This window comes from Mesorhizobium sp. L-2-11 (assembly GCF_016756595.1).
Taxonomy (GTDB): domain Bacteria; phylum Pseudomonadota; class Alphaproteobacteria; order Rhizobiales; family Rhizobiaceae; genus Mesorhizobium.
Window position 1 is genome coordinate 959982 of record NZ_AP023257.1, and the last position, 24135, is coordinate 984116.

General features: G+C 62.6%; 22 protein-coding genes, 1 tRNA gene and 1 pseudogene. 10 read left to right on the forward strand and 14 right to left on the reverse strand.

What is annotated here, in order from left to right; all coding sequences use genetic code 11:
- Positions 1 to 344: 344 nt before the first annotated feature.
- Both JG739_RS04565 and JG739_RS04570 read left to right on the forward strand, forming a co-directional pair.
- A complete protein-coding gene (locus JG739_RS04565; RefSeq protein WP_202365442.1) occupies positions 345 to 2189 on the forward strand; it encodes an SIR2 family protein in 1845 nt (614 codons plus the stop codon).
- The gene (locus JG739_RS04570) at positions 2141 to 3994 is read left to right on the forward strand and encodes a hypothetical protein (protein WP_202365443.1); all 1854 of its coding nucleotides are present in this window, start codon (positions 2141 to 2143) and stop codon (positions 3992 to 3994) included. The genes JG739_RS04565 and JG739_RS04570 overlap by 49 nt, the downstream gene beginning before the upstream one ends.
- Before the next feature lie 107 nt (positions 3995 to 4101).
- Here the strand turns inward: JG739_RS04570 and JG739_RS04575 are convergent, their stop codons facing one another.
- The 7 genes and pseudogenes from JG739_RS04575 to JG739_RS04605 form a co-directional block, all read right to left on the reverse strand.
- Entirely contained in the window at positions 4102 to 5082 is a 981-nt protein-coding gene (locus JG739_RS04575; protein ID WP_202365444.1) for an ABC transporter permease, read from the reverse strand.
- Positions 5083 to 5335: 253 nt separating this feature from the next.
- On the reverse strand, positions 5336 to 6307 hold the full coding sequence (locus JG739_RS04580) for an ABC transporter permease (RefSeq protein ID WP_202365445.1): 972 nt from the start codon (positions 6305 to 6307) through the stop codon (positions 5336 to 5338).
- 25 nt (positions 6308 to 6332) lie between these two features.
- Positions 6333 to 7841, reverse strand: a pseudogene (locus tag JG739_RS04585) (sugar ABC transporter ATP-binding protein); the annotation flags it as partial.
- 216 nt (positions 7842 to 8057) lie between these two features.
- Complete coding sequence (locus JG739_RS04590; protein ID WP_202365446.1) at positions 8058 to 9092, reverse strand: ABC transporter substrate-binding protein; 1035 nt, start codon at positions 9090 to 9092, stop codon at positions 8058 to 8060.
- A 45-nt stretch (positions 9093 to 9137) separates the two neighbouring features.
- Entirely contained in the window at positions 9138 to 10052 is a 915-nt protein-coding gene (locus tag JG739_RS04595; RefSeq protein WP_202365447.1) for a sugar phosphate isomerase/epimerase family protein, read from the reverse strand.
- A gap of 274 nt (positions 10053 to 10326) precedes the next feature.
- The gene (locus JG739_RS04600) at positions 10327 to 11109 is read right to left on the reverse strand and encodes an SDR family oxidoreductase (RefSeq protein ID WP_202365448.1); all 783 of its coding nucleotides are present in this window, start codon (positions 11107 to 11109) and stop codon (positions 10327 to 10329) included.
- Positions 11110 to 11598: 489 nt separating this feature from the next.
- A tRNA-Ala gene (locus tag JG739_RS04605) sits at positions 11599 to 11674 on the reverse strand.
- A gap of 154 nt (positions 11675 to 11828) precedes the next feature.
- On the opposite strand from JG739_RS04605, the gene JG739_RS04610 reads away from it, so the two are divergent.
- The gene (locus tag JG739_RS04610; protein ID WP_023800489.1) at positions 11829 to 12119 is read left to right on the forward strand and encodes a YggT family protein; all 291 of its coding nucleotides are present in this window, start codon (positions 11829 to 11831) and stop codon (positions 12117 to 12119) included.
- 11 nt (positions 12120 to 12130) lie between these two features.
- Complete coding sequence (locus JG739_RS04615) at positions 12131 to 12460, forward strand: DUF167 family protein (RefSeq protein WP_202365449.1); 330 nt, start codon at positions 12131 to 12133, stop codon at positions 12458 to 12460.
- 67 nt (positions 12461 to 12527) lie between these two features.
- Here the strand turns inward: JG739_RS04615 and JG739_RS04620 are convergent, their stop codons facing one another.
- The 6 genes from JG739_RS04620 to JG739_RS04645 all read right to left on the reverse strand — a co-directional run bounded on the left by JG739_RS04620 (position 12528) and on the right by JG739_RS04645 (position 17921).
- The gene (locus JG739_RS04620; protein ID WP_202365450.1) at positions 12528 to 14582 is read right to left on the reverse strand and encodes a M3 family metallopeptidase; all 2055 of its coding nucleotides are present in this window, start codon (positions 14580 to 14582) and stop codon (positions 12528 to 12530) included.
- A 97-nt stretch (positions 14583 to 14679) separates the two neighbouring features.
- A complete protein-coding gene (locus tag JG739_RS04625; protein ID WP_202365451.1) occupies positions 14680 to 15090 on the reverse strand; it encodes a nuclear transport factor 2 family protein in 411 nt (136 codons plus the stop codon).
- Positions 15091 to 15099: 9 nt separating this feature from the next.
- Complete coding sequence (locus JG739_RS04630) at positions 15100 to 15744, reverse strand: carbonic anhydrase (protein WP_202365452.1); 645 nt, start codon at positions 15742 to 15744, stop codon at positions 15100 to 15102.
- Positions 15745 to 16034: 290 nt separating this feature from the next.
- The gene (locus JG739_RS04635; RefSeq protein WP_202365453.1) at positions 16035 to 16790 is read right to left on the reverse strand and encodes a DUF429 domain-containing protein; all 756 of its coding nucleotides are present in this window, start codon (positions 16788 to 16790) and stop codon (positions 16035 to 16037) included.
- Complete coding sequence (gene pdxY / locus JG739_RS04640) at positions 16787 to 17671, reverse strand: pyridoxal kinase PdxY (protein WP_202365454.1); 885 nt, start codon at positions 17669 to 17671, stop codon at positions 16787 to 16789. Before pdxY ends, JG739_RS04635 begins: the two co-directional genes overlap by 4 nt.
- 7 nt (positions 17672 to 17678) lie before the next feature.
- Entirely contained in the window at positions 17679 to 17921 is a 243-nt protein-coding gene (locus tag JG739_RS04645) for a hypothetical protein (protein WP_202367339.1), read from the reverse strand.
- A gap of 162 nt (positions 17922 to 18083) precedes the next feature.
- Here JG739_RS04645 and JG739_RS04650 point away from each other — a divergent pair, with 162 nt between their 5' ends.
- The 5 genes from JG739_RS04650 to ppa all read left to right on the forward strand — a co-directional run bounded on the left by JG739_RS04650 (position 18084) and on the right by ppa (position 21861).
- Entirely contained in the window at positions 18084 to 18716 is a 633-nt protein-coding gene (locus JG739_RS04650; protein ID WP_202365455.1) for a LemA family protein, read from the forward strand.
- Positions 18717 to 18840: 124 nt separating this feature from the next.
- Entirely contained in the window at positions 18841 to 19746 is a 906-nt protein-coding gene (locus JG739_RS04655) for a TPM domain-containing protein (RefSeq protein ID WP_370463542.1), read from the forward strand.
- A gap of 8 nt (positions 19747 to 19754) precedes the next feature.
- On the forward strand, positions 19755 to 20393 hold the full coding sequence (locus JG739_RS04660; RefSeq protein ID WP_202365456.1) for a TPM domain-containing protein: 639 nt from the start codon (positions 19755 to 19757) through the stop codon (positions 20391 to 20393).
- Between the two features lie 112 nt (positions 20394 to 20505).
- On the forward strand, positions 20506 to 21012 hold the full coding sequence (locus JG739_RS04665; RefSeq protein ID WP_202365457.1) for a GNAT family N-acetyltransferase: 507 nt from the start codon (positions 20506 to 20508) through the stop codon (positions 21010 to 21012).
- 315 nt (positions 21013 to 21327) lie between these two features.
- Positions 21328 to 21861: an inorganic diphosphatase gene (gene ppa, locus JG739_RS04670; protein WP_202365458.1), complete on the forward strand. Its 534-nt coding sequence runs from the start codon at positions 21328 to 21330 to the stop codon at positions 21859 to 21861.
- 278 nt (positions 21862 to 22139) lie between these two features.
- Here ppa and JG739_RS04675 read toward each other — a convergent pair whose 3' ends face one another.
- The gene (locus tag JG739_RS04675; RefSeq protein ID WP_202365459.1) at positions 22140 to 22745 is read right to left on the reverse strand and encodes a TetR/AcrR family transcriptional regulator; all 606 of its coding nucleotides are present in this window, start codon (positions 22743 to 22745) and stop codon (positions 22140 to 22142) included.
- Between the two features lie 80 nt (positions 22746 to 22825).
- Between JG739_RS04675 and JG739_RS04680 the strand changes: the two genes are divergently transcribed.
- Positions 22826 to 24109 (forward strand): MFS transporter, encoded by a 1284-nt coding sequence (locus JG739_RS04680; RefSeq protein ID WP_202365460.1) that lies wholly within the window; start codon positions 22826 to 22828, stop codon positions 24107 to 24109.
- Positions 24110 to 24135: the final 26 nt, after the last annotated feature.

Sequence of the window (24135 nt, forward strand, 5' to 3'; positions counted from 1 at the left end):
ATGTGCAGCGTACGGAGTAGAGTTCCAGAGGCGTAGTATGCGAAACTTTGTTGCTTAGAGTCAGTATTCGAGATGGAATTGCTACTCTATAGGTATGACCTGATGATCGGCGATGCCTCAGATGATTCTGATTTCACGGCGCTACCAAGGGGTAGAAATTGCGATTTGTCTCGGACGGTCCATCTATCCCCGATGACTTGCTATGGGCTCGGGATCAGGGTCGCGTAATATTCTTCTGCGGCGCCGGAGTTTCGCGAGCCCGTGCGAAGCTTCCCGACTTCTTTGGATTAGCCGAGAAAGTAATCTCGACCCTCGGCGTTTCAAAGGAGAGCCCTGCCTGCCGATTGATTGAGGAAGCACGCCAAATCGATGATCGTGTCGGTGTTGCGGGAGTAATATCTGCCGACAGGGTATTTGGCTTGTTGGAACGCGAGTTCTTGTCGCGAGATATCGAAGCCGCTGTGGCCGGCGCTTTAAAGCCGGAGGCGCCGTGCGACGTGAGTGCCCACAAAGTCTTGCTGGACTTGGCGACCGGTCCAGATGGTACGGTTCGTATCGTAACGACTAACTTCGACCGGTTGTTCGATGAATGCAGCCGTCAACTTCAGACGTGGCAACCGCCGCGTTTACCTGACCCTCGAAGACCGGCCGAGCTAACGGGGATCGTCTACCTGCATGGCAGGGTCACGCCAAACTATGATGGTGCAGAAGGCGATGGGTTTGTGCTTTCAAGTTCGGAGTTCGGTAAGGCGTATTTAGCAGATGGCTGGGCAACTGATTTCTTCAGGGCGATTCTAGGGAAATTCGTAGTCGTTTTCGTTGGCTACACAGCGGACGACCCCCCAGTCCAATATTTGCTCGAAGCGCTGACCAAGGCGTCTGGTCGTATTGAAAACGTCTACGCCTTCCAATCTGGTGACGAGAGCGACGCCACGGCCCGGTGGCGACATAAGGGTGTTAATGCGATCGCCTACGACCCGGCGAATAGTCATACGGCTTTGTGGGCAACATTGGAGGCCTGGTCTGCTAGGGCACGAAATATAGATGGCTGGTACAACGATGTGATTGACTTGGCGCAGCGAGGCCCTGAACCGATGATGCCTCATGAACGGGGACAGGTAGCTCACATTGTCTCGTCCTACGAAGGTGCTAAGCGTTTCACCGAAGCAGCGTCGCCACCTCCGGCAAACTGGCTGTGTGTTTTCGATCCCTATCGACGCTACGAACGACCGGGACATTTGGGTACGATGTTAGAGAGGGGAGACTACGTCGATCCGTTCGACCTGTACTGTTTGGATTCCGACGTTGCTCCGGCCAAACCTAATCCCGAAGATCACTATGCGCGACGAGACGTGCCGAATGAGGCTTGGGACGCCTTCTCTATCAATCGCTTAGATCGCCAGGCGCTCAACGACGAGAACGTCATTGCTCTGCGGGGACACTGGGCAAGAAACGCACCGCGCCTGGTACTTCGCATCTTTCAGTTGGCTGGCTGGCTAACACGGGTATCGGATCAGCCGGCTGCGGTCTGGTGGGCCGCCCATCAGTCTGCCCTCCATCCCGATATTCGCGACCGTATCCGCTGGCGGTTGGAGCGGGCGGACGAGGCGTCGGCGCCCGAAATCCGAAAGGCCTGGAGGTTCCTATTCGAAAGCTGGGATTCCTATCGTGGAGAATTTCACAGGGGCATTTATGAGTTAGCGGCTCAGGTAGCCAAGGATGGCTGGGACGATACCGCCGTCAGGCAATATGCGGCGATAAGGAAGCCCTATTTCTCTGCCGGAAACGCCTATTGGGGAGGGCCAAAGCCACCAGACGACGGTGCAGAAATTCGTCTTGGCAATCTAATTCGGCTCGACGTCAAGTATCCAGAAAGGCACGATCCTATTAACATCCCCGATGGCTGGCTGTCACAAACTGTAAAAGCGCTCCGCCTGAATTTGGAATTAGCCGTTGCTTTAGAGAATGAAATTGGCGGCTATGGCTTGCTTTCAATCAGCCCAATTGTTGCTGACGAAACTGTGGGTGATGATCAGTACGAGCGCAGTCATGGGCTTTCTGCCCATGTGATCGAGTATGTTGTAATTTTGAAACGGCTAGTAGCCCTCGATCCAAGTGCAGCAAAATCTGAACTGAGCGCATGGCCTATTGGAGACGCGGTATTCAATCGCTCCGGATTTGGGCGCTAGGCGACGAGAACTTGCTTCCCGAGAGCGAATTCACGAAAGAGTTGCAACGCTTGAGCGATGACTCTTTTTGGGGTTCCCGCGACCAGAGAGACCTTCTCCTTTCTCTCAAAGGCCGATGGAACGGCCTTAAGGCAGAGACGAGGCAAGCTATTGAGGAAAGGCTCGTCCGAGGTCCTTCACGCTGGAAGGATGAAGAAGAGGATCACTTTAAAGAGAGATCTGCCTTTGATGTTCTGAATCGCCTCCATTGGTTCCGCGATCAAGGATGCCTTCTGACGATTGATTTGCAAACTCTTTCTGAGCAACTTCAGCCACTCGCTCCGAAATGGAAAACAGAATATTCCAAATCGGCGGCAGCTTCGTTGGAGGGGCGCGTTGGCTGGGTGAGAACAGAAAAAGACTTCTCGGCTTTGCTCGCGCTGCCACTATCGGGAGTCATATCGAAAGCTAGAGAAATAAGTGGACGCGACGACGCATTCGTAGAAAACGCGCCATTCTCCGGACTGGTCGAAGAGAAGCCGGTTAGAGCACTGGCGGCTTTGCACTTCGCCGCTAAAGGTGGAGAGTTCCCCGAATGGGCATGGCGTGCGTTCCTAGGCTCGGATGCCCGGAAAAATGACGACCCTAAACTCATTTGGCTGACGGCCAAGCGGCTTCTGTCTTATCGACGACAAGATATTTCTGAGCTGATTTACTCGTTGTCGGAGTGGGTTTTAAAAGTCGCAAAGACCCTTTCCAGAAATCATGAGGCAGTCTTCTACGAAATAGTGACCAGAATTGCTGACATCATTGGCTCCGATCCCCGCGCAGGCGCTTCGGCGATTATACGAGGGACCGGAAGTCGTGATTGGGCGACAGAGGCACTGAATTCGCCAGCCGGCAAGATTTCTCAAGCCCTTTTTAATACTCCTTCGACGGAGGGAGTGAAGAAAGGAAAAGGCCTTTCAGAGAATTGGCTTAGCCAAGTCAATCGACTTCTGCTTGTCCAAGGGGAGCCGCGATGCCATTCGCTCGTGATCTTCTGTCACAATCTCCTATGGTTCGATTTCGTTGATCCTGAATGGACGCGGAAGCACCTTATCGCCGCCCTGAAAAACGATGACATAGACGACAGAGATGCGGCTTGGGCGGGCTTCTTTTGGGCTGCGAAGATTCCGCATCCGACACTTTATCGGGTGTTGAAAGATGATCTCCTTGCTATCGCTAAGAGTGACACGCTTTCCAAGCGCTCACATGAGCAGGTTTTGGCCGGCATTCTTTTATCCGGCTGGGCCAATGTTGATCCCGCTGAGGGCAAGGCGTGCGTTTCCGACGATGAAATGCGCGATCTGCTACTCAAATCGGACGACGAATTTAGGTCTCATGTTCTGTGGCAGGCCGAGCGGTGGTCCGAAGCAAAGAAGGAGGCAACAGGAGTTAGTTGGTCCGATGAAATAGAGAGGCTGCTTGAACATGTGTGGCCGCGGCAAATTGCGGCAAAGTCCCCCCGCATCTCTGCGCGCCTCTGCAACTTTGCTTTTTCCAGCAAAGACCGCTTTGTTAAAAGAGCCAACATCGTTCTTCCGCTGTTGAGCAAGGCGGAAGGCGATTCAGTCAGGATGCCGAACCTTAGAAAATCGAAGGACAACATCGTAGATATCTATCCCGAACAGACACTCGCAATTCTTGATGTAATCCTTCCAGAGAATGCTGCGGCTTGGCCCTATGGGATCGAGAGCACTATTGACCGCATTGGAAAAGGAGACAGTCGCTTGAGCAATGATCCCAGGCTCCTTTCCTTGAAGCGTCGGTGGGACGCGAGATGAGTTCCAACAGCGACGCCGGAGCCGATGTCGGCTTCTCGTAAACTCTAATCAGCGCAACAGGAGTCGGGTTAGATCCAAAACCAGCCATTCGCCTCGCCTCAGCGCCCCTAACGATCCTCAATAATCCGCAAATACGCCGCCGTCACGAACAGCACGATCAGCCCAAACAATATCCGCCGCGCGCCTTCGGGCATCTGCAGGATGGTCAGCAGGGTCGTCAGCACGGTGAGAATGAGCGCCCCGATGATGGTGCCGGTGTAGCCGCCGCGGCCGCCGAAGATCGAGGTTCCGCCGATCACGGCGGCTGCCACCGAGGGCAGCACCAGCGGTTCGGCCAGCGACAGCGACGGCGCCTTGATCAGGCCGATATAGAGCAGCCCGGTGATGCCGGCGAGCACGCTCGAAATGACGTAGAGCGCTGTGATGACCTGCCAGTAGCGGACGCCGGACAGGCGTGCCGCCCCCTCATTGTCGCCGACTGCGTAAAGAAGACGGCCAAAACCGGTGCGGTTCAAGGTGAAGACGATGAGAACGGCCACCGGCACGAACAGCAGCAGCGCGTTGGGCACGCCATAGGTGAGACCGGTGCCCAGCCAGGCCAGGAAGGGCGGAATCTTGGCGCCCGAAGCGATGACGGTGCGCTGGTAAACCTGCAGGCATCCGGTGCCGATCAGGCTGGTGCCGAGCGTCATGATCAGCGGGTGCACGCGAAACACGCCGACGCCGATGCCGTTGACCAGGCCGATGAGCACTGCCGGCACCAAGGCGATGAGAATCGCCACCGCCGGGTCATGGTTGACCACCTGCGTCGCCATGATGAAGGCGCTCATCGTCGCCACGGTTCCGACCGACAGATCGATGCCGCCGGTCAGCATGGTCATGGTCTGGCAGCCGGCAAGAATTGCCAGCGGTATGGCGAATTTTATGGTGTTGGCGAGCCACCGCTCGTTGACGATGCCGGGACGCAGGATCTGCAGCACCAGCACCAGGATGACGAGCAGGATGATCAGGGGAATCAGCGGCCGGTCGGCCATGAACCGCTTGAGGCGGCGGCCGAAGGGGGTAGGCTGGATCGCGGTAATGCTCATGACGTTGCTCGCGATTGGGGTGGCGCGATGCCGCGAGAGGATGGTGCTCTACGGCGCCCCCCTCTGTCCTGCCGGACATCTCCCCCACGGGTGGGGAGATTGGCAGCTTCGGCGCCTCGCTCATTCTTGGAACGCCGACAATTGGCGAAAGCCGTCGCGCCGTCCAATCTCCCCCCAAGTGGGGGAGATGTCCGGCAGGACAGAGGGGGGCGCCGTGGAGCGCCGACCCCATAAACCAGCCTCACGCCATTGCTCATGATTGCCGGCTCCGCATGGTGATGAAGGCGCCGAACATGACGACGGCGACCATGATCGCGCCCTCGATGATTGCGGTGACGTTGGGATCGATCGCCATGAGCGTCAGGTCGGTGCGCACCAGCCGCAGCACGAAGACGGCGACGATCGGGCCGAGCAACCCGCCTTTGCCGCCGCCAAGTGCGACGCCGCCGAGCACGACCGCCGCCACGCTGGCGAGAAGGTAAGGGCCGGGAATGGGGGCGCCGATGCCGGTGCTCATGGTCAGCGCCAGCCCGCCCATGGCAGCGAAAAGCCCCGACAGGGCATAGGCTATGATTTTGGTGTGCGCGACAGGCACGCCGCTGCGAAACGCCGCGAGCTCGCTGCTGCCGATGGCGTAGATCGACAGGCCGAGCTTTGAGCGCTTGAGCGGTATCCAGATAATGCAGAGGCAGACGACGAGGAGCACCAGCGCCTTCGGTATCCAGGCCGAGATCCCGGGCAAGCCCGGGATCGGGACGGTGCCGACGATGGTCGCCCGCAGCCATTCGGCCACCGCGCCGCCGGGCGCAGCGAGGACGAGCAGCGCCGCGCCCTGCAGGACGAAGAGGGTGGCCAGCGTGACGACGATATCGGGCACGCGGGTGACGACGATCAGCATGCCGTTGACGGCGCCCAGCACCAGCCCCATGGCCAGCACGAACGGCACGACAAAAAGCGCGTATTCCTCGCTGGCGCTGTCCATCATCGAGGCGGCGGTGACGCTGGTCAGCGCCATCATGGCGCCGACGGAAAGGTCGATGCCGCCGGCGATGACGACAATCGTCTGGGCGGCCACGGCAAAGGCGTAGGGCAGCACCGCACGCACCAGCGAGCCGAAATCGCCGCTGCCATAGCCCGGTTGGATGAGCCTGGTGATCACCAACAGGGCCACGAACAGGACGAGCAGGCCGACCACCCAGCCCTGACTGCGGACGAGGCGGGTCAAGGTTTCGCCACCGGCTCGAATGGATATCGGCAAGGATGCCGACGTCCACCTTGGCGCCGCGCGGCAAGCCATACGCGGCGCGCATCAGTGCCGGCTCGTCGGCGAGTTCGACTGGGAAGACATCGACGACGCGCCCCCCAAAGATGACGATGACACGATCGCAGACACGCTGCACCTCCTCGAGTTCGGATGTGTAGAACAGCACCGACTTGCCCTGGTCGGCGAGTTCGCGCAGCAGCTTGTAAATCTCCTGCTTGGTGCCGACATCGATGCCGCGCGTCGGGTCGAAGCAGAGGATGGTCTGTGCTTCAGCGGCGATCCAGCGGGCGATCGTCACCTTCTGCTGGTTGCCGCCGGACAGCCGCTGCACCTCGCGCTGGGCGCGCGTGTCGATCTGCAGCCGCTCGATCGCACTGACGACCCTGGATCGTTCCTGCGCCATGTTGGTCGGCCCCCAGTTTCGCAAGGCGGCGCTGAACGGCAGCGCGATGTTTTCGCGCACCGAGCGCTGCATGGTCAGCGCTTCGGTGCGGTCGCCGGGCACATAGGCGATTCCAGCGCGGATCGCATCCGCCGGATGCGCGAATTTCACCGGCTTGCCGTCCACCTCGATCGTGCCGCCGGACGGCCGGATCGAGCCGGCCAGCGCGGCGAACAGCTCGTCCTGGCCCTGGCCCTCAAGCGCGACGACGCCGGCGACCTCGCCGTTGGCCAGGTCGAATGACACGTCATTGAGCCTCGTGCCGACGCGAAGGTTCGCCACGCCGAGGCGCGGACGGCGGTCCCCAGGCGAAGCGGCCTGGCTCGCCTGGCGCGCCGTCCGCTGCGTCTTTTCGATCCTGGCGCCGAGCATCATCTCGACGATGCGCTCCTCGACGCCGGGCTCGATGTCGACGACACCGACGGTCTCGCCGTCGCGAAGCACGGTGGCGCGGTCGCAAAGCGCCGAAATCTCGACAAAACGGTGGGAAATGAAGATCACCGAACGGCCGCTGTCGCCCTGGCGGCGGACGACCTCAAGCACCTTTTCGGCAAGGTTGGCCGGCAGAGCGGCGGTCATCTCGTCGAGCAGCAGAACGTCGGGCTCGACCGCCAGCGCCCGCGCCAGATCGAGCACGCGCAGCACGGCAAGCGGGATGTCGCGCGCCGTGTCGCGAATCTCGAGGTCGGGAATGCCGAGTTCGCGCACCCAGGCGCGGAACGGCTCGACCGGCGTGTCGGTCAGGCGAAGATTGGAGGCGACGTCGAGATCGGGGATGAGCGACGGTTCCTGGTAAACCGGAAGCAGGCCGGCGCGGCGCGCATCTGCAGGCGAGCGCACGTCGCGGGCCTCGCCGCGGATCAGGATATGTCCGGCGTCGGCGCGGATGGCGCCGGTCAGGATTTTGACCAGCGTCGATTTGCCGGCGCCATTGGCGCCCATCAAGGCGTGAACCTCGCCCGGCAGAACCGACAGCGAGGCATTGCGCAACGCCACCACGGCGCCGTAGGTCTTGACGACGCCGGTGGCGTCCAGGAGGGGGTTGGTGGTCAAAATCGCGTTGCTCTCGTTCCAAGTAGTAAATGGCGATCCTCCCTTCTCCCCTTGTGGGAGAAGGTGGCCTCGCGAAGCGAGGTCGGATGAGGGGTGCTCCAGGGAACACCAACATCTCATTCCTTCCAGCACCCCTCTTCCGTCTCGGCGCTGCGCGCCGATCCACCTTCTCCCACAGGGGGAGAAGGCAGAAGCGCGGCTCGTCAAAGCAGCGAATTACTCGCCCGGGCCCTTGCAGGCGATGATCTGGTCCTTGGTATAGGTGGTCCAGTCCGGGATGGAGATCGAGACCGGCCATTCCGGGCTCAGCGACGGATCGGCGACGCTTTTCAGCTTGGCCTTGCCCTCCTCGGTGACGTTCTCCCAAAGCTGCGGCTCGACCAGCACGGTCTGCTCCGCCGGCTTCTTGCCGTTCAGGATCTGCAGCGCCAGCGTCACGCCGGCGCCGCCGATCGAACCGGGGTTGGTCACCGCCGCGCCGACGAGGCCTTCGACCGAGTTCAACTGGCCGACGAAGCCGGCATTGTCGGCGCCGACCACCGGCACCAGCGGCGTCTGCGACTCGACCAGCGCATCGACGATCACATTGTCGATGCCCGAGGTCCAGATGCCGTTGAATGGCGATCCGGTGGCGATGAAGTCGAGAATCTGCTGCTTGCCCTGGTCCTGCTGCCAGCCGGTGAAGACCTCATGCACGACCTTGACGTCGGGGAATTCGGCAAGCGCCTTCTTAAAACCCTTGTCGCGGTCGCTGTCTGCCGAGGCGCCGGCAGCGCCGCGCATATAGACGACGTCGCCCTTGCCGCCGATCTGCTGGAACAGCCATTTGGCGCCGAGATAAGCGTACTGCTCCTGGTTGTTGGAGATGATGTAGGCCGAGGGCTCGGTGACCGCCTGGTCGACGGCGACGACGACGATGCCGGCCTTGGTGGCTTCCTCAAGCGCTGACTTGATGCCGGCCGGATCGGCCGGGTTGACAACAATGGCGTTGACCTTGGCGCTGATCAGGTTGCGGATGTCCTCGAGCTGGCCGGCGGCGTCGGTGTTGCGATGGGCGATGTTGAGCTTGGTCACCTCGCCGGAGGCGAGCGCCTGCGCCTTGATGGCGCAGATCATCTCCTCGCGCCAGCCATTGCCCTGCACCGTGTTGGAGACGCCGATCGTGTATTTGGCTTCAGCGGACGAGACGCCCATCGAAGCCAGAAACGCCGCGCCGGCAAGCAGCGGGACCATTGCCAGAAATTTTTTCATTTCAGTCCTCCTCCACATTGTTTTCAGTTCAGTTCGAAAAGGGATTTATTTCACGAAGGGGCGCAGCACGTCGCGGGCCAGCAGAAAGCCTCGCTTGACGTTTTCATCGCTGCCCTCAAACCGCCGGTCCTCGTGCTCGATGATGATGGGCCCGTCGTAGCCGGCGCGATAGAGGCCGGAGAAGATCACATTCCAGTCGACGTCGCCAAGCCCCGGCATGCGCGGCACCTGCCAGCCCATCCCGGCCGAGAGGATACCGCGCTCGTAAAGCCCATCACGATCGATCATCAGGTCCTTGGCATGGACATGCAGCACGTACGGGCCGAACTCCCTGATGAAGCGGGCCTGGTCGATCATCTGCCAGACCAGGTGCGACGGGTCGAAGTTCATGCCGACGTCGCCGCCCCAGGCGTCTAGGATGCGGCGCCAGATATAGGGTGAATAGGCGATGTTGTGGCCGCCTGGCCATTCGTCATAGCTGAAGATCATCGGGCAGTTCTCAAAAGCCAGCTTGACGCCGTAGTCGCGGGCATGGGCGATGATGGCGGGCCATAGTTTGAGTGCCTCTTGCCAGTTGGCGTCGATGGTTTTTGAGGCGTCGCCGCCGCAGAAAGTGTTGACAACAGGCACGCCCATATGGCTGGCCAGCACGATCACCTTCTTCAAATGATCGATGACGGCCTTGCGGTGGGCAGCATCGGGATGCAGCGGATTGGGGTAGAAACCGAGGCCCGAGATCGACAGGTTCTCTTCCGTCAGTGCTGCGGTGATTTCCTTGGCCTGCGAGGCCGAGGTCGAGGCGGCGTCGATATGGCTGGTGCCGGCATAGCGCCGGGCAGCGCCCGAGGATTTCGGCCAGCAGGCGATCTCGAGCGCCTCGAAGCCGGCAGAACTTGCCCAGTCGGCGACCTCGCCGAGCGGGGTGTCGGCAAACGGTGCGGTGAGCAGTCCGAGCTTCATGTGGCCCTCCCGTGGTTCACGACCGGCCTACTATGCCGATTGTGCGGGCCGCTTCAACCGTGTGGCCGCCGGCAATGCGCAAACCTGTCGACGAACGCCATCGGATTGTCGCTGAGCAGACCGTCGTGAGTGGCTGTGACAGCTGTGCGGAAATCATCGTCGGTGGCGATCCCGTCCGCCATGAGTCATCCCCGGGACCAGCGCCAACCGGTTGTAGCGGGAGGAAGCCGGCTAAGCAGTGCCGGACTTAGCGTTTCGGGCGATGCGAAAACCGTCACCGGTTCGCCCCGATAACCCGTTGCTCCTGGTCGATCAGCGCGCCGGTCATCGGCCCGCAGGCGTCGGAGAGCAGGAACACGGCGAGGTTGGCCACCTCGTCGGCCGCCAGCAGCCGTCCGAAAGGCTGCGACGCGTTGGCGGCGTCGATCCAGCCGGGGCCATGCCCCAGCGTCTGCGCCTGCATGATGCGTTCGGCCGGCGTGTCGGTCCAGCCGACATTTATGCCGTTGACGCGGATGCGATCGAAACGGTGCGCGTTGGCGGCGTTGCGGGTCAGCGTCGCGAGTGCGCCCTTGGTGGCCGAATAGACGGCGAGTTCCGGCGAGCCGCAATGCGCGTTGATCGACAGGATGTTGACGATGGCGCCGCCCTGACCTTGCTTGCGCATCTGCCTGATGGCCGCCTGCATCAGAAAGAACGGCGCCCGCGCATTGACGGCGAACAGCGCCGCCCAGTCGTCAAGATCGGCATCGAGGAATGAGGCGCGGTTGGTCAGCCCGGCGGCGTTGACCAAGGCATCGATACGTCCGAAGCGACTGATACATTCGTCAACCAGCCGCGCCGGCGCCGTGGTATCCGCCAGATCGGCGGCGACGAATGCGGTTGGCGTGCCGGCCTGGCAGAGCGAGGTCGCCACTTCGCTGCCGCGCACGGGCTCGCGGCCGGTGACCAGCAGGCCGCCGGCACCGGAACGCGCCAGCGCCTCGGCGATCGCCCGGCCGACGCCCTGCGTCGCACCGGTGACCAGCACCACCTTGCCTTCCAACCGAAACTCCATTCCTCCTCCCGGGACAAGGTTTCCGTTTTCACAGAAGCCAGCAGATCAACCATGCGCTCGAAGCGATGTCGAGCCCATTGTCGATGCGGTGAAACTGCAGATTGGCCTTGGGCCGCTGCAAAGATGCGGCTGATTTGGGCATCTGACCACAGCATGACTTCCCTGGCTGGGCACCATTAGTCCACTCCGGCAACGACCTGATTTTGCTCTTGTGGGGCGATTTCGGTCGAGCTAAATGTGGGTTGGGCTTAGGGGTTTTAAGTGACGGACATCATCACATTCGTGGTTGCTGGCGCGTGGGCGGCAGTTGGATTTGGCGTGATTTGGTACGTCAGAACGAGACCGCCTGGCCCTGAAGGTCACGAGGACCCCGATCTGCGGGAATGGCTTGATGGCCAGGTTTAAAGCCCCAAGCTCAAAGTCCGCCAGAGCGCGTTCGGGGTGCGCCGCCAAAGCTATCTTCCTGATTTTATTTGGGTAAATTTCCGCTGGTGGAGCTGAGGAGGATCGAACTCCTGACCTCGTCATTGCGAACGACGCGCTCTCCCAGCTGAGCTACAGCCCCGTCCAGCGGATCGGCGCATTTATCGGGCGCGGCGGTTTCCTGTCAAGACGGCGTTTTGCCCAATACTGCACGGCCAGGCACCGGCCGCCGCGGAAGCTGGCTCTTGCCGCCTTCGCCCGCAATGGCTAAATGTCGGCAACAATCGGAGACCGGCATGATAGCCCTCATTCAGACCATTGTCTTGGCGCTTGACATTTATTGGTGGATCATCATCGCTTCGGCGATCTTCTCCTGGCTCTACGCCTTCAACGTCGTCAACTCGCGCAACCAGTTCGTCGATAGCGTCAGCAACATGCTCTTCCGGCTGACTGAGCCGGCGCTGCGGCCGATCCGCCGCTTCCTGCCCGACCTCGGCGGCATCGACATTTCGCCGATCATCCTGCTTCTGATCCTGTTCTTCCTCAGGCAGTTCCTGCTCACCACGGTGGCGCCGCTGGTCGTCTGACCCGGCGTTGCATGGCTGGGCCGTTTCGCCCGCGTAACGACGGCCTTGACCTGTTCGTCCGGCTGACGCCGAAAGCGGCGTTGGACAGGCTCGAGGGCATCGAGACCTCGGCGGATGGACGAAGCCATCTTAAGGCTCGCGTCCGCGCCGTGCCGGAAAACGGCGCCGCCAACCAGGCGCTGGAACAGCTGGTCGCCAAGGCGCTGGGAGTGCCGCGATCGGCCGTCTCGGTCGTCGCCGGCGGCACGGCCCGGCTGAAGACGCTGCACGTCCTCGGCGATCCGGCTGCGCTGACGAAAGCCATCGAGGCGCTGGGTGGCGGCCCAAGCGCGCCGCGTTAAGGTGGCCTGCTGCGAGATGCTTTTGATCAGTCGGTCGAGGTTGGCGATTGGTCCGTTGGCCCTCGCTCTACACCAGGCCGCGCTTGACCATCATCGCTTCGGGCGACGGCATCTTGCCGCGGAAGGCGGTGTAGAGCTCTTCCGGGTCCTTGGAACCGCCGGCGGCATAGATGTTTTTCCTGAGCCGCTCGGCCAGCGCCGGATTGAATGGGTCGCCCGTCTCCTCGAAGGCGGCGAAGGCGTCGGCGTCGAGCACCTCCGACCACATGTAGGAATAATAGCCGGCCGAATAGCCGTCACCGGCAAATATGTGGCCGAAATGCGGGGTGCGATGGCGCATGGCGATGGTCTTGGGCATGTTGAGCTTTTCAAGCGTTTCGGCTTCGAAACGAAGCGGCTCGACCGGCGCATCCTGCCGCGCGTGGTAGGCCATGTCGACCAGTGCCGAGGCGGTGAACTCGACCGTGGCGAAGCCGGCGCCGAAGGTGCGCGCCGCCAGCATCTTGTCGACCAGCGCCTTCGGCATCGGCTTGCCGGTCGTCACGTGCAGCGCATGCTTTTCCAGCACCGCCGGCACGGTCAGCCAGTGCTCGTAGAGCTGCGAGGGCAGTTCGACGAAATCGCGGCTGACCGAGGTGCCCGCGACCGACGGCCAGGTGACTTCGGTCAGCATGCCATGCAGCGCATGACCGAATTCGTGGAAAAGGGTCTTGGCTTCATCGACCGACAAAAGCGCTGCCTCGCCCTCCGGTGGCTTGGCGAAATTCATGATGTTGTAGATGACCGGCCTGGAGCCATCGCCAAGCTTGTAGCCGGACTTCAGCGCGCTCATCCAGGCGCCGGAGCGCTTCGAGGGCCGCGCGAAATAGTCGGCCAGGAACAGACCGCGCTCGCTGCCGTCGGCATTCCTGACGACGAAAACACGTGCTTCCGGATGCCAGGTGGCAATGCCTTGCTTCTCCTCGAAGCTGATGCCGAATAATTTTGTCGCCACGTCGAAGCAGGCGTCGATGATGCGGTCGAGCTGCAGATATGGCTTCAGCTCGGCCTCGTCGAAGGCAAATATCTCGGCGCGCAGCCTCTCCTGATAGAAGCGCCAGTCCCAGGCGGCGAATTCTTCGTTGCTGCCGGCCTCGGCCGCCAGCCGCTGCAATTCGATCTGGTCGCTTGCCGCCTTTTCCAGCGCCTTTTCCCAGACCGGGTCGAGCAGCTTATGCACCGCCTGTGGCGTCTTTGCCATGGTGTCGTCGAGCTTCAGCGCTGCGTAGGACGGGTAGCCGAGCAGCTTCGCCTTCTCGGCACGCAGGCGCAGCATGTCGCGCACCACGGCGGTGTTGTCGGTGGCGCCGCCATTCTGGCCGCGCATGGTGAAGGCGCGGAAGGCGATCTCGCGCAGGTCGCGGCGCTCGGAGAAGGTCGAGAACGGCTCGTAGATCGAGCGCGACAGGGTGACGGCATAACGGCCCTTCTGGCCGCGCATCTCGGCGGCTTCCGCCATCGCGCTTTTCAGGAATTCCGGCAGGCCGGCAAGATCGGCCTGGTCGAGGAACAGCGCCCAGTCGCGCTCGTCGGCAAGCAGGTTCTGGCCGAAAATCGTGCCGAGTGACGACAGCTCCTCATTGATCGCCGCCAGCCGCTTCTTGCCCTCGGCGTCGAGCTTGGCGCCGGAGCGGACGAAATTTTTCCAGGTCTTTTCCAGCACCCGCAGCGTCTCAGAGTCGAGCTTCAACGCGTCGCGGCGCTGGTAGAGATCGTCGATACGGGCAAACAATCTCTCGTTCATCGAGATCGCCGAGAAATGCCGCGACATCTTTGGCGATATTTCGCGCTCCAGCGCCTGGATCGCTTCGTTGGTGTGGGCGCCGGCCCGGCACCAGAAGATCGATGAGACATGGTCGAGCGCCTCGCCGCCGAGTTCGAGTGCTGCAAGCGTATTCTCGATGGTCGGGGTCTCGGCATTGCCCGCTATCGCCTCGATCTCGGCCTCGTGCGCCGTCAATGCCGCATCGAAAACCCCGGAAAAATCGCCGTCGCCGATGCGGGTGAAATCGGGCAGGCCGAGCGGCCCTTGCCAGCTGGTCAGCGGATGGGCGGCGAGGTCGACAGCGGACGGCATGGGCAATCTTCCGTTAAGTGAGGGGCTTTCGCTGAGTGGCGGGATGAGACGGATCGTCACCGATGTAAAGGCGCTGGCTTGTCGCACGCAATATCGCGGCTGGTCAGTAGCTGTCGCAGTTTTCTGCGATCGCCGCCTGCGAGCTGGCAGTGATGCGGTTGTCGGCGATCGCGAAGGTTTCCTGCATCAGCACGTCGTTGTTGGGGAAATCATAACAGGCGATGACCGTGGTGACGCCGCCTTCAGTCTTTTCGATCCGATGCCGGATTTCAGCCCCGGCGACTGCGCCCTCCCAGTCGTCGATGGAGGCGATGAATTCCTGCTTGGTCTGGACGACGCCGAGATCGTCGAGTTTTATCCGGACGTCGTCGGCAAGCAGGTCCGACAATTCTGTGCGATCGGCGACCAGCAGCGCCGCGTACCAGCGGCCGATGAGCGCGCCGTCGTCGGCGCGGACGGATATCAGTGAAAACAGCAGCGCCGCTGCGGCCAAAGCGATCGAACGGCATGCCATGCAACCCTCCTACGTCATCTCCGGCCGCTCGAAGTCACCGGTGTCCTTGTTCATCACCCAGAGCTCGCCGGTCGAGATGTCGAACCAGGCGCCGTGCAGCGACAGCCGTCCCTTGCCTTCCAGGATCGAGACGCAGGGAAAGGTCCTGAGATTGGCAATCGAATAGCGGATCGAAATGCGCTCGAGCGCGGTCTGCCGCTCGGTCGCCGTCATGAAGGTGCTTGACGACACGGTCTCGGCGGCCGGCGCAATCAGGCTCATCCACTTGCCGATGAAGTCGCCGGGCGACAGTGGCGCGGCTGTAGGGTCGAGTGCTGCGCGGATGCCGCCGCAGCGGCCATGGCCCATCACCACGATGTTCTTCACCTTGAGGCTCTGCACGGCGAATTCGAGCGCCGCCGAGGTCGAGTGGAACTGGTCGTCGGGCGCATAGGGCGGCACCAGATTGCCGACATTGCGCAGCACGAAGAGCTCGCCGGGGCCAGCGTCGAAGATCGCCTCGGGGGCCGCGCGGGAATCGCAGCAGGCAATGATCATCGTTTCCGGGGACTGGCCCTCGCGAGCGAGCGAGCGATAGCGTCCGCTTTCGGCGAGATAGCGGCCGTTCATGAAATTGCGGTAGCCGGTGAGCAGATGTTCAGGCAGATGAGGCATAGGCGGCGTCTGGAGCCTTTCCGGGTTAGGCGGCAGCTCTTTTAGGTCAGCAAGGCTCTAGCGGCAAAAGCCGGTCGCGAGCAATGCCGAATCGCAGATGGCGGCAATTGCCATGCTGGAAGGCCCCCTCATCCGGCCCTTTCGGGCCACCTTCTCCCCGCTGGGAGAAGAGGCTGGCAACTGCGCCTGCGACCTCTTCTCCCCTTAGGGGAGAAGGTGGCCGTAGCGAAGCGGAGGCCGGATGAGGGGCCTTCGCCCAATGCGATTGTCTCGCCGTTAGACGAAGAAATTCATGCCCAGATCGCCACGGGGATGCCAAAGCGGTCGGCGAGCGGCGGATCCGGAAACGGCCTTGCCTCGCCGCCGGCGATGCGGCCGGCGATCAGCATCATCGCTGCGGCGTCGAGAAAGTCGTCGGCAGCAGCGCCGCGCGGCGGCGTCCGGTCGAGAAAGCCGCTGACATAACCGTGCCGGCAAAGCAGCGCCTTGCGTTCCGCCATGCCGGCCGGGTTGACGGCGCCCCTGATCTTCTTCGGCAAGCGCATCGCCTGATCGCCGTTCAGCCGGCAGAAGGCGACTTCCGGATGCGATTCGAAGACCCGGCGGCGCAGTTCGGGACGCGCGATCAGCACCACATCGATCTCGCGGATCTTGGCAAAAATGCCGAACGCCTGGATCGAGATGCCACGCGGCGGATCGGAGGTCGCCTTGGCCACTTCGCTTGCCCTGCGATGCGCGGCATACCAGGCCTCGATCGTGGTGAAGCCGTCCGTATGCGCATAAAGCGCCGCACGCGAGGGGATGGCGAAGACACTGGATTGCCTGTTGCCGAGCAGCGGCCGCACCAGCGCCTCGGGCCCGCGTCCGCCCTTTTGCGAAACATCAGGCAGGCCGATCGGCATGTCGACGGCGACCGTCGCATCGGCCGGCAATGCGTCGAGCAGTGCTGCGAAGCTGGGAAAAACGGCTGCCGAAGGTGCTGCCCCCGGATCGCGGCGAACGGCGATCCAGCCGGCCTTGCAGCCGTCGACACCGACGATAGTCACGCTCTTTTGTCCCGCCCCGGATGCAGGAGATGGCGAAGCTGCACCATCGCCATCGGGTGCGACAGGCTCTGTGCGTCGGTTTCGAGCTGCAATTCGTCGCCGCCGCGCTTGGCGGTGCGCGCCAGGATCTCGTAGACCGCCGCCGTGGTCGACTGCAGCGCCTTGATCGCCGTCTGGCCGGACAGAATGCGCGCCAGATAGACGGCCGCCGTCAGGTCGCCGAGGCCCTTGGGCGGCTTGTCGATTAGGCGATGCTCGGCGAGCAGCGCCTGGTTGCCGTTGAGCAGCAGATTGCCGGTGCCGCCGGCCATCATCGCCGGCGCCGAGGTGACCAGCATGGTCGACGGCCCGGCATGAAGGGCGGCCGCCATCACCGTTTTGAGGTCGGGCAGCGGCGATCCCGCCATCCATTCCAGCTCGTAGCGGTTGGGCGTTGCGATGTCGGCGGTCGGCATCAGCCGGTCGCGCATGGCAATGGCGGTGGTCTCCGGCACATAGAGCCCGCCCGAATCACCCATGACCGGGTCGCAGATATAGACGGCGTCCGGCGTCTTCGCCTTGACCGCGCCGACCAGCGAGGCGACGGCGTCGGCCTGGCCACCTTCGCCGAGATAGCCGGACAGCACCGCGCCGACCTCGCCCAGCCACGGCGCGCGCTCGAGATCGGCCATCAGCGCCCTGAATTGATCGAGCGGCGGTACGATGCGCGTCGCCCGTCCATGGCCCGGATGCCAGGGCAGGATGACGGTCGGCACCGCCCACACCGGAAAGCCCAGCGTCTCCAGCGCAAAGACTGCGGCGCGGTTGCCGACCGAGCCGCGCGCGACATGGCTGGAAATGACGATGACCGCGCGCGGCGCGTCGTGTTCTTCGGTGCTCACGAGGTTCCTAACTCTGGATGATGAAAAGCACGAGCCAGATCAACAGGCCAATGCCGACAATGAGCCCCAGCGCCCGGCCGATGCGCGTGCCCCAATATTCGATCGGGTCCGCCCGGTCGGCATCTGCAGCAGTGACGTCATCGCGCGCGCCCTTCGCGGTCCGCGCCACGGACGAGGCCGGGTCGGTTTCACGTGCCACGCGCTCGATGATACGGCGCGATTCGTCGTCGCTGTCCTGGCGTCCCGCCATTTCCATGCCCTGTTTTTCGCAGCGACTTTAACCTGTTCGCCCGGCCAATCACAGGGCCTGACAGTGAATGACAAAGCACCAGCAGCGCTCCAGGTCGAGGCCATGTTCTTGCGCGCGGATTGTGGTAATGCTTCGCCCGTCAGTCTTGTTGAGGGATTTTTCATGCCTGCCCTTTCCTCCCCTTTCGTCTTCCGCAACCTTCCGGCCTTGCTGATGATGGCGATCGTGCTGCCGCTGCTGGCCGGCTGCGGCTACAACACCATTCCGACGGCGGAGGAAAACGCCAAGGCCGCATGGAGCCAGGTGCTGAACCAGTACCAGCGCCGCGCCGATCTCATCCCCAACCTGGTTGAGACGGTCAAGGGCTATGCCGCACATGAGAAGGATACGCTCGATGCCGTGGTCGAGGCGCGCGCCAAGGCGACGCAGGTGACGGTGACGCCCGAGACGCTGAGCGATCCGGAAGCGGTCAAGAGATTCCAGGACAGTCAAGCCGGCCTGACCAGCGCGCTGTCGCGGTTGCTGGCAGTGGTGGAGAATTATCCCGACCTCAAGGCCAACCAGAATTTTCTGGCGCTGCAGGCGCAGCTCGAAGGCACCGAGAACCGAATCTCGGTCGCCCGCCGCGACTATATCGAGGCGGTGCGGGAGTATAATCTGACGCTGCGGACCTTCCCGTCGGTGATTTGGGCGACCCTGTGGTTCCGCGACAATCAGCCGTTCGCCAACTTCACCATCGAGGAAGACAAGATTCAGACGCCGAAGGTCGATTTCGGCACGCAGCAGGGCGGGTGATCGGCGCTTGGCGAGCGCAGTTACATTGGCCTTGCATTCCGTCCCACCCCCCTCTGTCCTGCCGGACATCTCCCCCACAAGGCGGGACATCGGCAGTCATCACGGCTTTCGCAAACCTGCAACGTTGCAAGGAGGGCGCGTTCGACAAAGCTGCCAATCTCCCTCCAAGTGGGGGAGATGTCCGGCAGGACAGAGGGGGGCGCCACGGAACGCCAGCCTGGCAATCCTGTTCATCGTCCTAAGCCTTCTCTTCCTCCCCCTCACCACCCTTGCCGCCGAATTGCCTGCCCTGACCGGGCGGGTTGTCGACAATGCCGGTATCATCGATGCCGCCACCGAGGCGGCGCTGACCCGGAAGCTTGCGGATTTCGAGGCCAAGAGCTCTGACCAGATCGTCGTCGCGACGCTTCCTGGCCTCGACGGCGAGGAGATCGAGCCCTACGCCAACCGGCTGTTCCGCGCCTGGAACCTCGGCCAGGCCGGCGAGGACAATGGCGTGCTGTTGCTGGTCGCCAAGGACGACCGCAAGATGCGAATCGAGGTCGGCTACGGGCTGGAAGGCACGCTGACCGACCTGCACACCAGGCTGATCATCGAAAACGACATGGTGCCGGCCTTCCGCGCCGGCGATTTCTCCGGCGGCATAGCCAAGGCCGTCGACGACATGGTCATGGTGCTGGAAGGCAATCCGGAAGAACTGGAAGCGCGCGGGACCCGCAACCAGCAGCCGCCATTCAACACCGACGATCTGTTCTTTGCGATCTTCATAAGCATTTGGGCGATCATCTTCTTCGGCAGCATCGCTGCCTCCATCCTGCCGCCGATCTTCGGCCGGAAGATCGGTCCCGGTCGCTATCGCTGGCTGGGCATGACGTTCGAGCCGGGCCGGCGATCATCTGACGGCTGGTCGGGTGGTTCCGGCGGGGGAGGCTGGTCGTCGGGCGGAGGAGGCTGGTCCTCAGGCAGTGGCGGCGGCTTTTCGGGCGGCGGCGGCTCGTCCGGCGGCGGCGGTTCTTCAGGAAGCTGGTGAGACACGACATGGCAACGCGACCGATCAGCGCCGAAGATCATGACCGCATCGCCAAAGCGATCCGCGTCGCCGAATCAAAGACCGACGGCGAAATCTACTGCGTGGTCGCCTATGCCAGCGACGGCTATTTCTTTCCGGCCGCCTTCATGGCGACGCTGGCGATGCTCGTCGTCAGCCTCGCCGTCGGCTACGGGCTGGAAGCGTGGTGGCTGTCGATCCGCCTGCCGCATTTCGTCATCGCCCAGCTTCTGGCGATGGCCTCGATACTTGTCCTGTTGTGGGCGGTGCCCGGCTTGCGCATCCACCTGGTGCCGAGACGGCTGCGTTACCAGGCCGCGCACGCCAATGCGATAAAGCAGTTTCTCGCCCGCAACGTCCACCGTACCACAGCGCGAACCGGCGTGCTGGTGTTCGTTTCGATCGCCGAGCATTACGCCGAAGTGATCGCCGACAGCGGCATTAACAGCCGCGTCGGCCAACATGTCTGGGACGACGTCGTCCGCGACCTTACCGCGCATGCCCGCGACGATCGTCTCGCCGACGGCTTCATCAAGGCGATCGAAGAGACGGGTGCGGTGCTGGCCGAGCATTTCCCAGTTTCTTCCGGCGACAGCAACGAGCTGGACGACCATCTGGTCGAAATCTGAGTCGCTACGGCTTTTTCAGCACTCAACGGCACGTCTATCGTCTGTGCGAAAGCTTGGGAGCCGCTGACCGGACTCTTGCAATCGGGCAACGCGGGTTTATGGTTAACCAATCATGAAGACGCTGAGTATCGACATCAGGAAAGCCGAGCCGCGCGACGCAAGCGCCATCGCCGACGTGCACCTGCTGGCCTGGCGCGGCGCCTACTCCGGCATCATCCCGCATCGCACGCTGACATCGATGATCAACCGCCGCGGCGCCGACTGGTGGGCGAACGCGATTCGCCGTGCCGCCACCGTCCTGGTCGTCGAGATCGGCGGCAAGGTCGCCGGCTACGCCACGATCGGCAAGAACCGCGCCCGTGAGCTCAAGCAGCAGGGCGAGATCTACGAACTTTACGTGCGCCCGGAATATCAGGGCATCGGGCTCGGCAGCCGGCTATTCTCGGCCGCACGGGCGCGACTGGCGGATCATGGCCTGAAAGGCATGGTGGTGTGGGCGCTGGAGGACAACCAAAGCGCGCTCAGCTTCTATGCCGGCGCCGGCGGCCGCGACGTCGCCGAGGGCGTCGAGGTCTTCGAGCAAAAGGCTCTGAAGAAGGTCGCCTTCGTCTGGGAATGACCTGGCCTCGTCATCCTAGGGCGGAGCAGGAGCGAAGCGACGTCGCGGAGACCCTGGGATCCAATGCCGTAACTTTAGGGTGTAGCGACGGTGCAGAACCTCTGATGCCGAACAGGGCGGAGAGGATCGCGGCTTTCATTCTGCGCCGCTGCATTCTTCGGCTGATTTCACGGAATGGATCCCAGGGTCTGCGCTCCGCTTCGCGTTCGCTCCGGCCTGGGATGACGAAGTGATGATGTCCTCAGTACCATTCGCCGCATTGCACCATGCGCCGCTGCCCGCTATCGGTCTCCAATCGAAAGAGGGACAAAAGCCATGCGAATCGAAGCCATCGCCATCGGAAAGAACCCGCCGGAGGACATCAACGTCATCATCGAGGTGCCGATCGGCGGCGAGCCGATCAAGTACGAGATGGACAAGGAGGCCGGCACGCTGTTCGTCGACCGCTTCCTGCACACCTCGATGCGCTATCCCGGCAATTACGGCTTCGTGCCGCACACGCTGTCGGGTGACGGCGACCCGATCGACGTGCTGGTCTGCAACACGCGCGCGCTGGTGCCGGGCTGCGTCATCAATGTGCGGCCGATCGGCGTGCTGGTGATGGAGGACAATTCCGGCCTCGACGAAAAGATCATCGCGGTGCCTTCGCCCAAGCTGACGCTGCGCTACGAGAACGTCACCGAATACACGCACCTGCCAGACATCACCCGCCAGCAGGTGCAGCATTTCTTCGAGCACTACAAGGATCTCGAACCCGGCAAATGGGTCAAGATCGAGGGCTGGCACGACGCCGCCTATGCCAAAAGGATGATCGTCGAGGCGATCGAGCGGGCCAAGGCAAGCAAGTAGCCGAAACGCCTGAAATTTGCGGGCAAACCCCGGCGTAGCGCCGCCCCTCATCCGCCTGCCGGCACCTTCTCCCCGTGAACGGGGAGAAGCCCGCTGACCTCGACCTTGGCACCCATTCAGCAGCTGGTGATTGGCGAAACCACTCATGGCGGCGTCTTTCTCCCCGTCACTATACGGGGAGAAATGCCCGGCAGGGCAATGAGGGCAGCGTCGGCCTGCAAAGTGTTACAGCGTCCTTTGCGCATCCGGAAGAACGCGCGGCGCTGTAATGCCAAACGCTATTTCTTCAAGCTCGCTTCGATCAGCAGGTCGGCGTTGCGGGCCACAGACTTCGCCGGTCCGCCGGCACCGAACAGCTGGCCGCTGATATAGGCGCCTTCGATCAGAAGCAGCAGCCCATCGCCCAGCGTATCGGCGTCGCTGGCACCCATCGCCGCCGCCATGGCGCGCAGGCGTCGGCGCAATTCCTGCTTGTTGGCCTCGCTCACCACGCGGGCCGGGTGGCCCCGTTCGGGATATTCGACGGCCGCATTGGTCATGCCGCAGCCGCGATAGTCGGGCTTTTGCGTGCGCTTGCCGATGCGTGTCAGGAAGGCGGCGATCTGCGCGCGCGGATCGCCGGGATGGGCAGCCACCGCCTCGTCGAAGCGGGCCCAGAACTCGAGGTCGAATTGGCGGAGGTAGGAGGCGGCCAATTCGTCCTTGGACGGAAAGCTGCGATAGAGGCTGGGCTTGGTGACGCCGGCGCGCCGCACGATCTCGTCGACGCCGATCGCCCTGATGCCTTGCCGGTAGAACAGGTCGCGGGCAACGCGAAGAATTTTTTCGCCGGCGCGGGGCGGGGTTACTTCATCGGCTTTGATCGTTGGCTCAATGCTTTTCATCTAGGACGCGCCGTTGCCTGCTTGACAATGTTACCGATCGGTACGTACGTTGGTGCAATCGCAACGTACCGGTCAGTAACATGATAGTCCAATCCCGCCCGTTTGGCCAGCGCTATGCATTTGTCGTGGTGGCCGTCATTTTCCTGTGCCTGCTGATCGCGGCAGGCTTGCGGTCGGCGCCGGCCGTCATGATGCTGCCGCTGGAGGAGACTTTCGGCTGGCGGCGCGATGTCGTCTCGCTCGCCGCGGCCATCGGCATCTTCCTCTACGGCCTGACCGGACCGTTTGCCGCGGCCCTGATGGAACGGATCGGGCTGCGCCGCACGCTGCTGGCGGCGCTGGTGCTGATGTCGGGCTCGACGGCGCTCAGCCTGTTGATGACTCAGCCGTGGCACCTGCTTCTCACTTGGGGCGTATTCTCCGGCGTCGGTTCCGGCGCGGTCGCCACGGTGCTCGGGGCCACCATCGTCAATCGCTGGTTCAAGACCAATCGCGGCCTGGTGATGGGGCTGATGTCGGCCTCCGCCGCCACCGGCCTGCTGGTGTTCCTGCCGCTGCTCGCCGCGCTCGCCCAATCCGGCGGCTGGAAGCCGGTCGCCATCGCCATTGCTGTCGCCACCGCCTGCCTGGTGCCGCTGGTCTGGCTGCTGGTGCCGGAACGTCCGTCCTCGATCGGCATGGTGCGCTACGGCGCGGACGTCGACGACGTGCCGCCGGTTCCGCCGGCCTCGCAAGGCAATTTTCTCATGCACACGCTCAGCACGCTGCGTCGTGCCGCCGGCACGCGCGTGTTTTGGTATTTGTTCGCCACTTTCTTCATCTGCGGCTTCACCACCAACGGACTGGTCGGCACGCACCTGATCGCGTTTTGCGGCGACATGGGCATAGGGCAGGTGCAAGCCGCCGGCCTGCTGTCGCTGATGGGCATCTTCGACCTGATCGGCACGACGCTGTCGGGCTGGCTTACCGACCGTTTCGACCCGCGCAAGCTGCTCGGCGTCTATTATGCGATTCGCGGCCTGTCGCTGATCTATCTACCTTATTCCGGCTTTTCGTCGACCAGCCTGATCATCTTCGCCGTGCTCTACGGATTGGACTGGATCGCCACCGTGCCGCCGACGCTCAGGCTGTCGAACGAGGCGTTCGGCGACCGCAGCGGGCCAATCGTCTTCGGCTGGATCGTCGCCGGCCATCAGGTGGGTGCGGCGGCCGCCGCCTTCTTCGGCGGCACCATGCGTGAATTGCAGGGCGATTACGAGCTTGCCTTCCTCATCGCCGGCATGACGGCAATAGCCGCAGCCTGCATCTCGCTGTTGATCAACACCAACCGTCCGGCCTTCGAGCCGGAACCGCAGGCGGCTTGAGTTGTGACGGCTGGCGCTAATCTCCC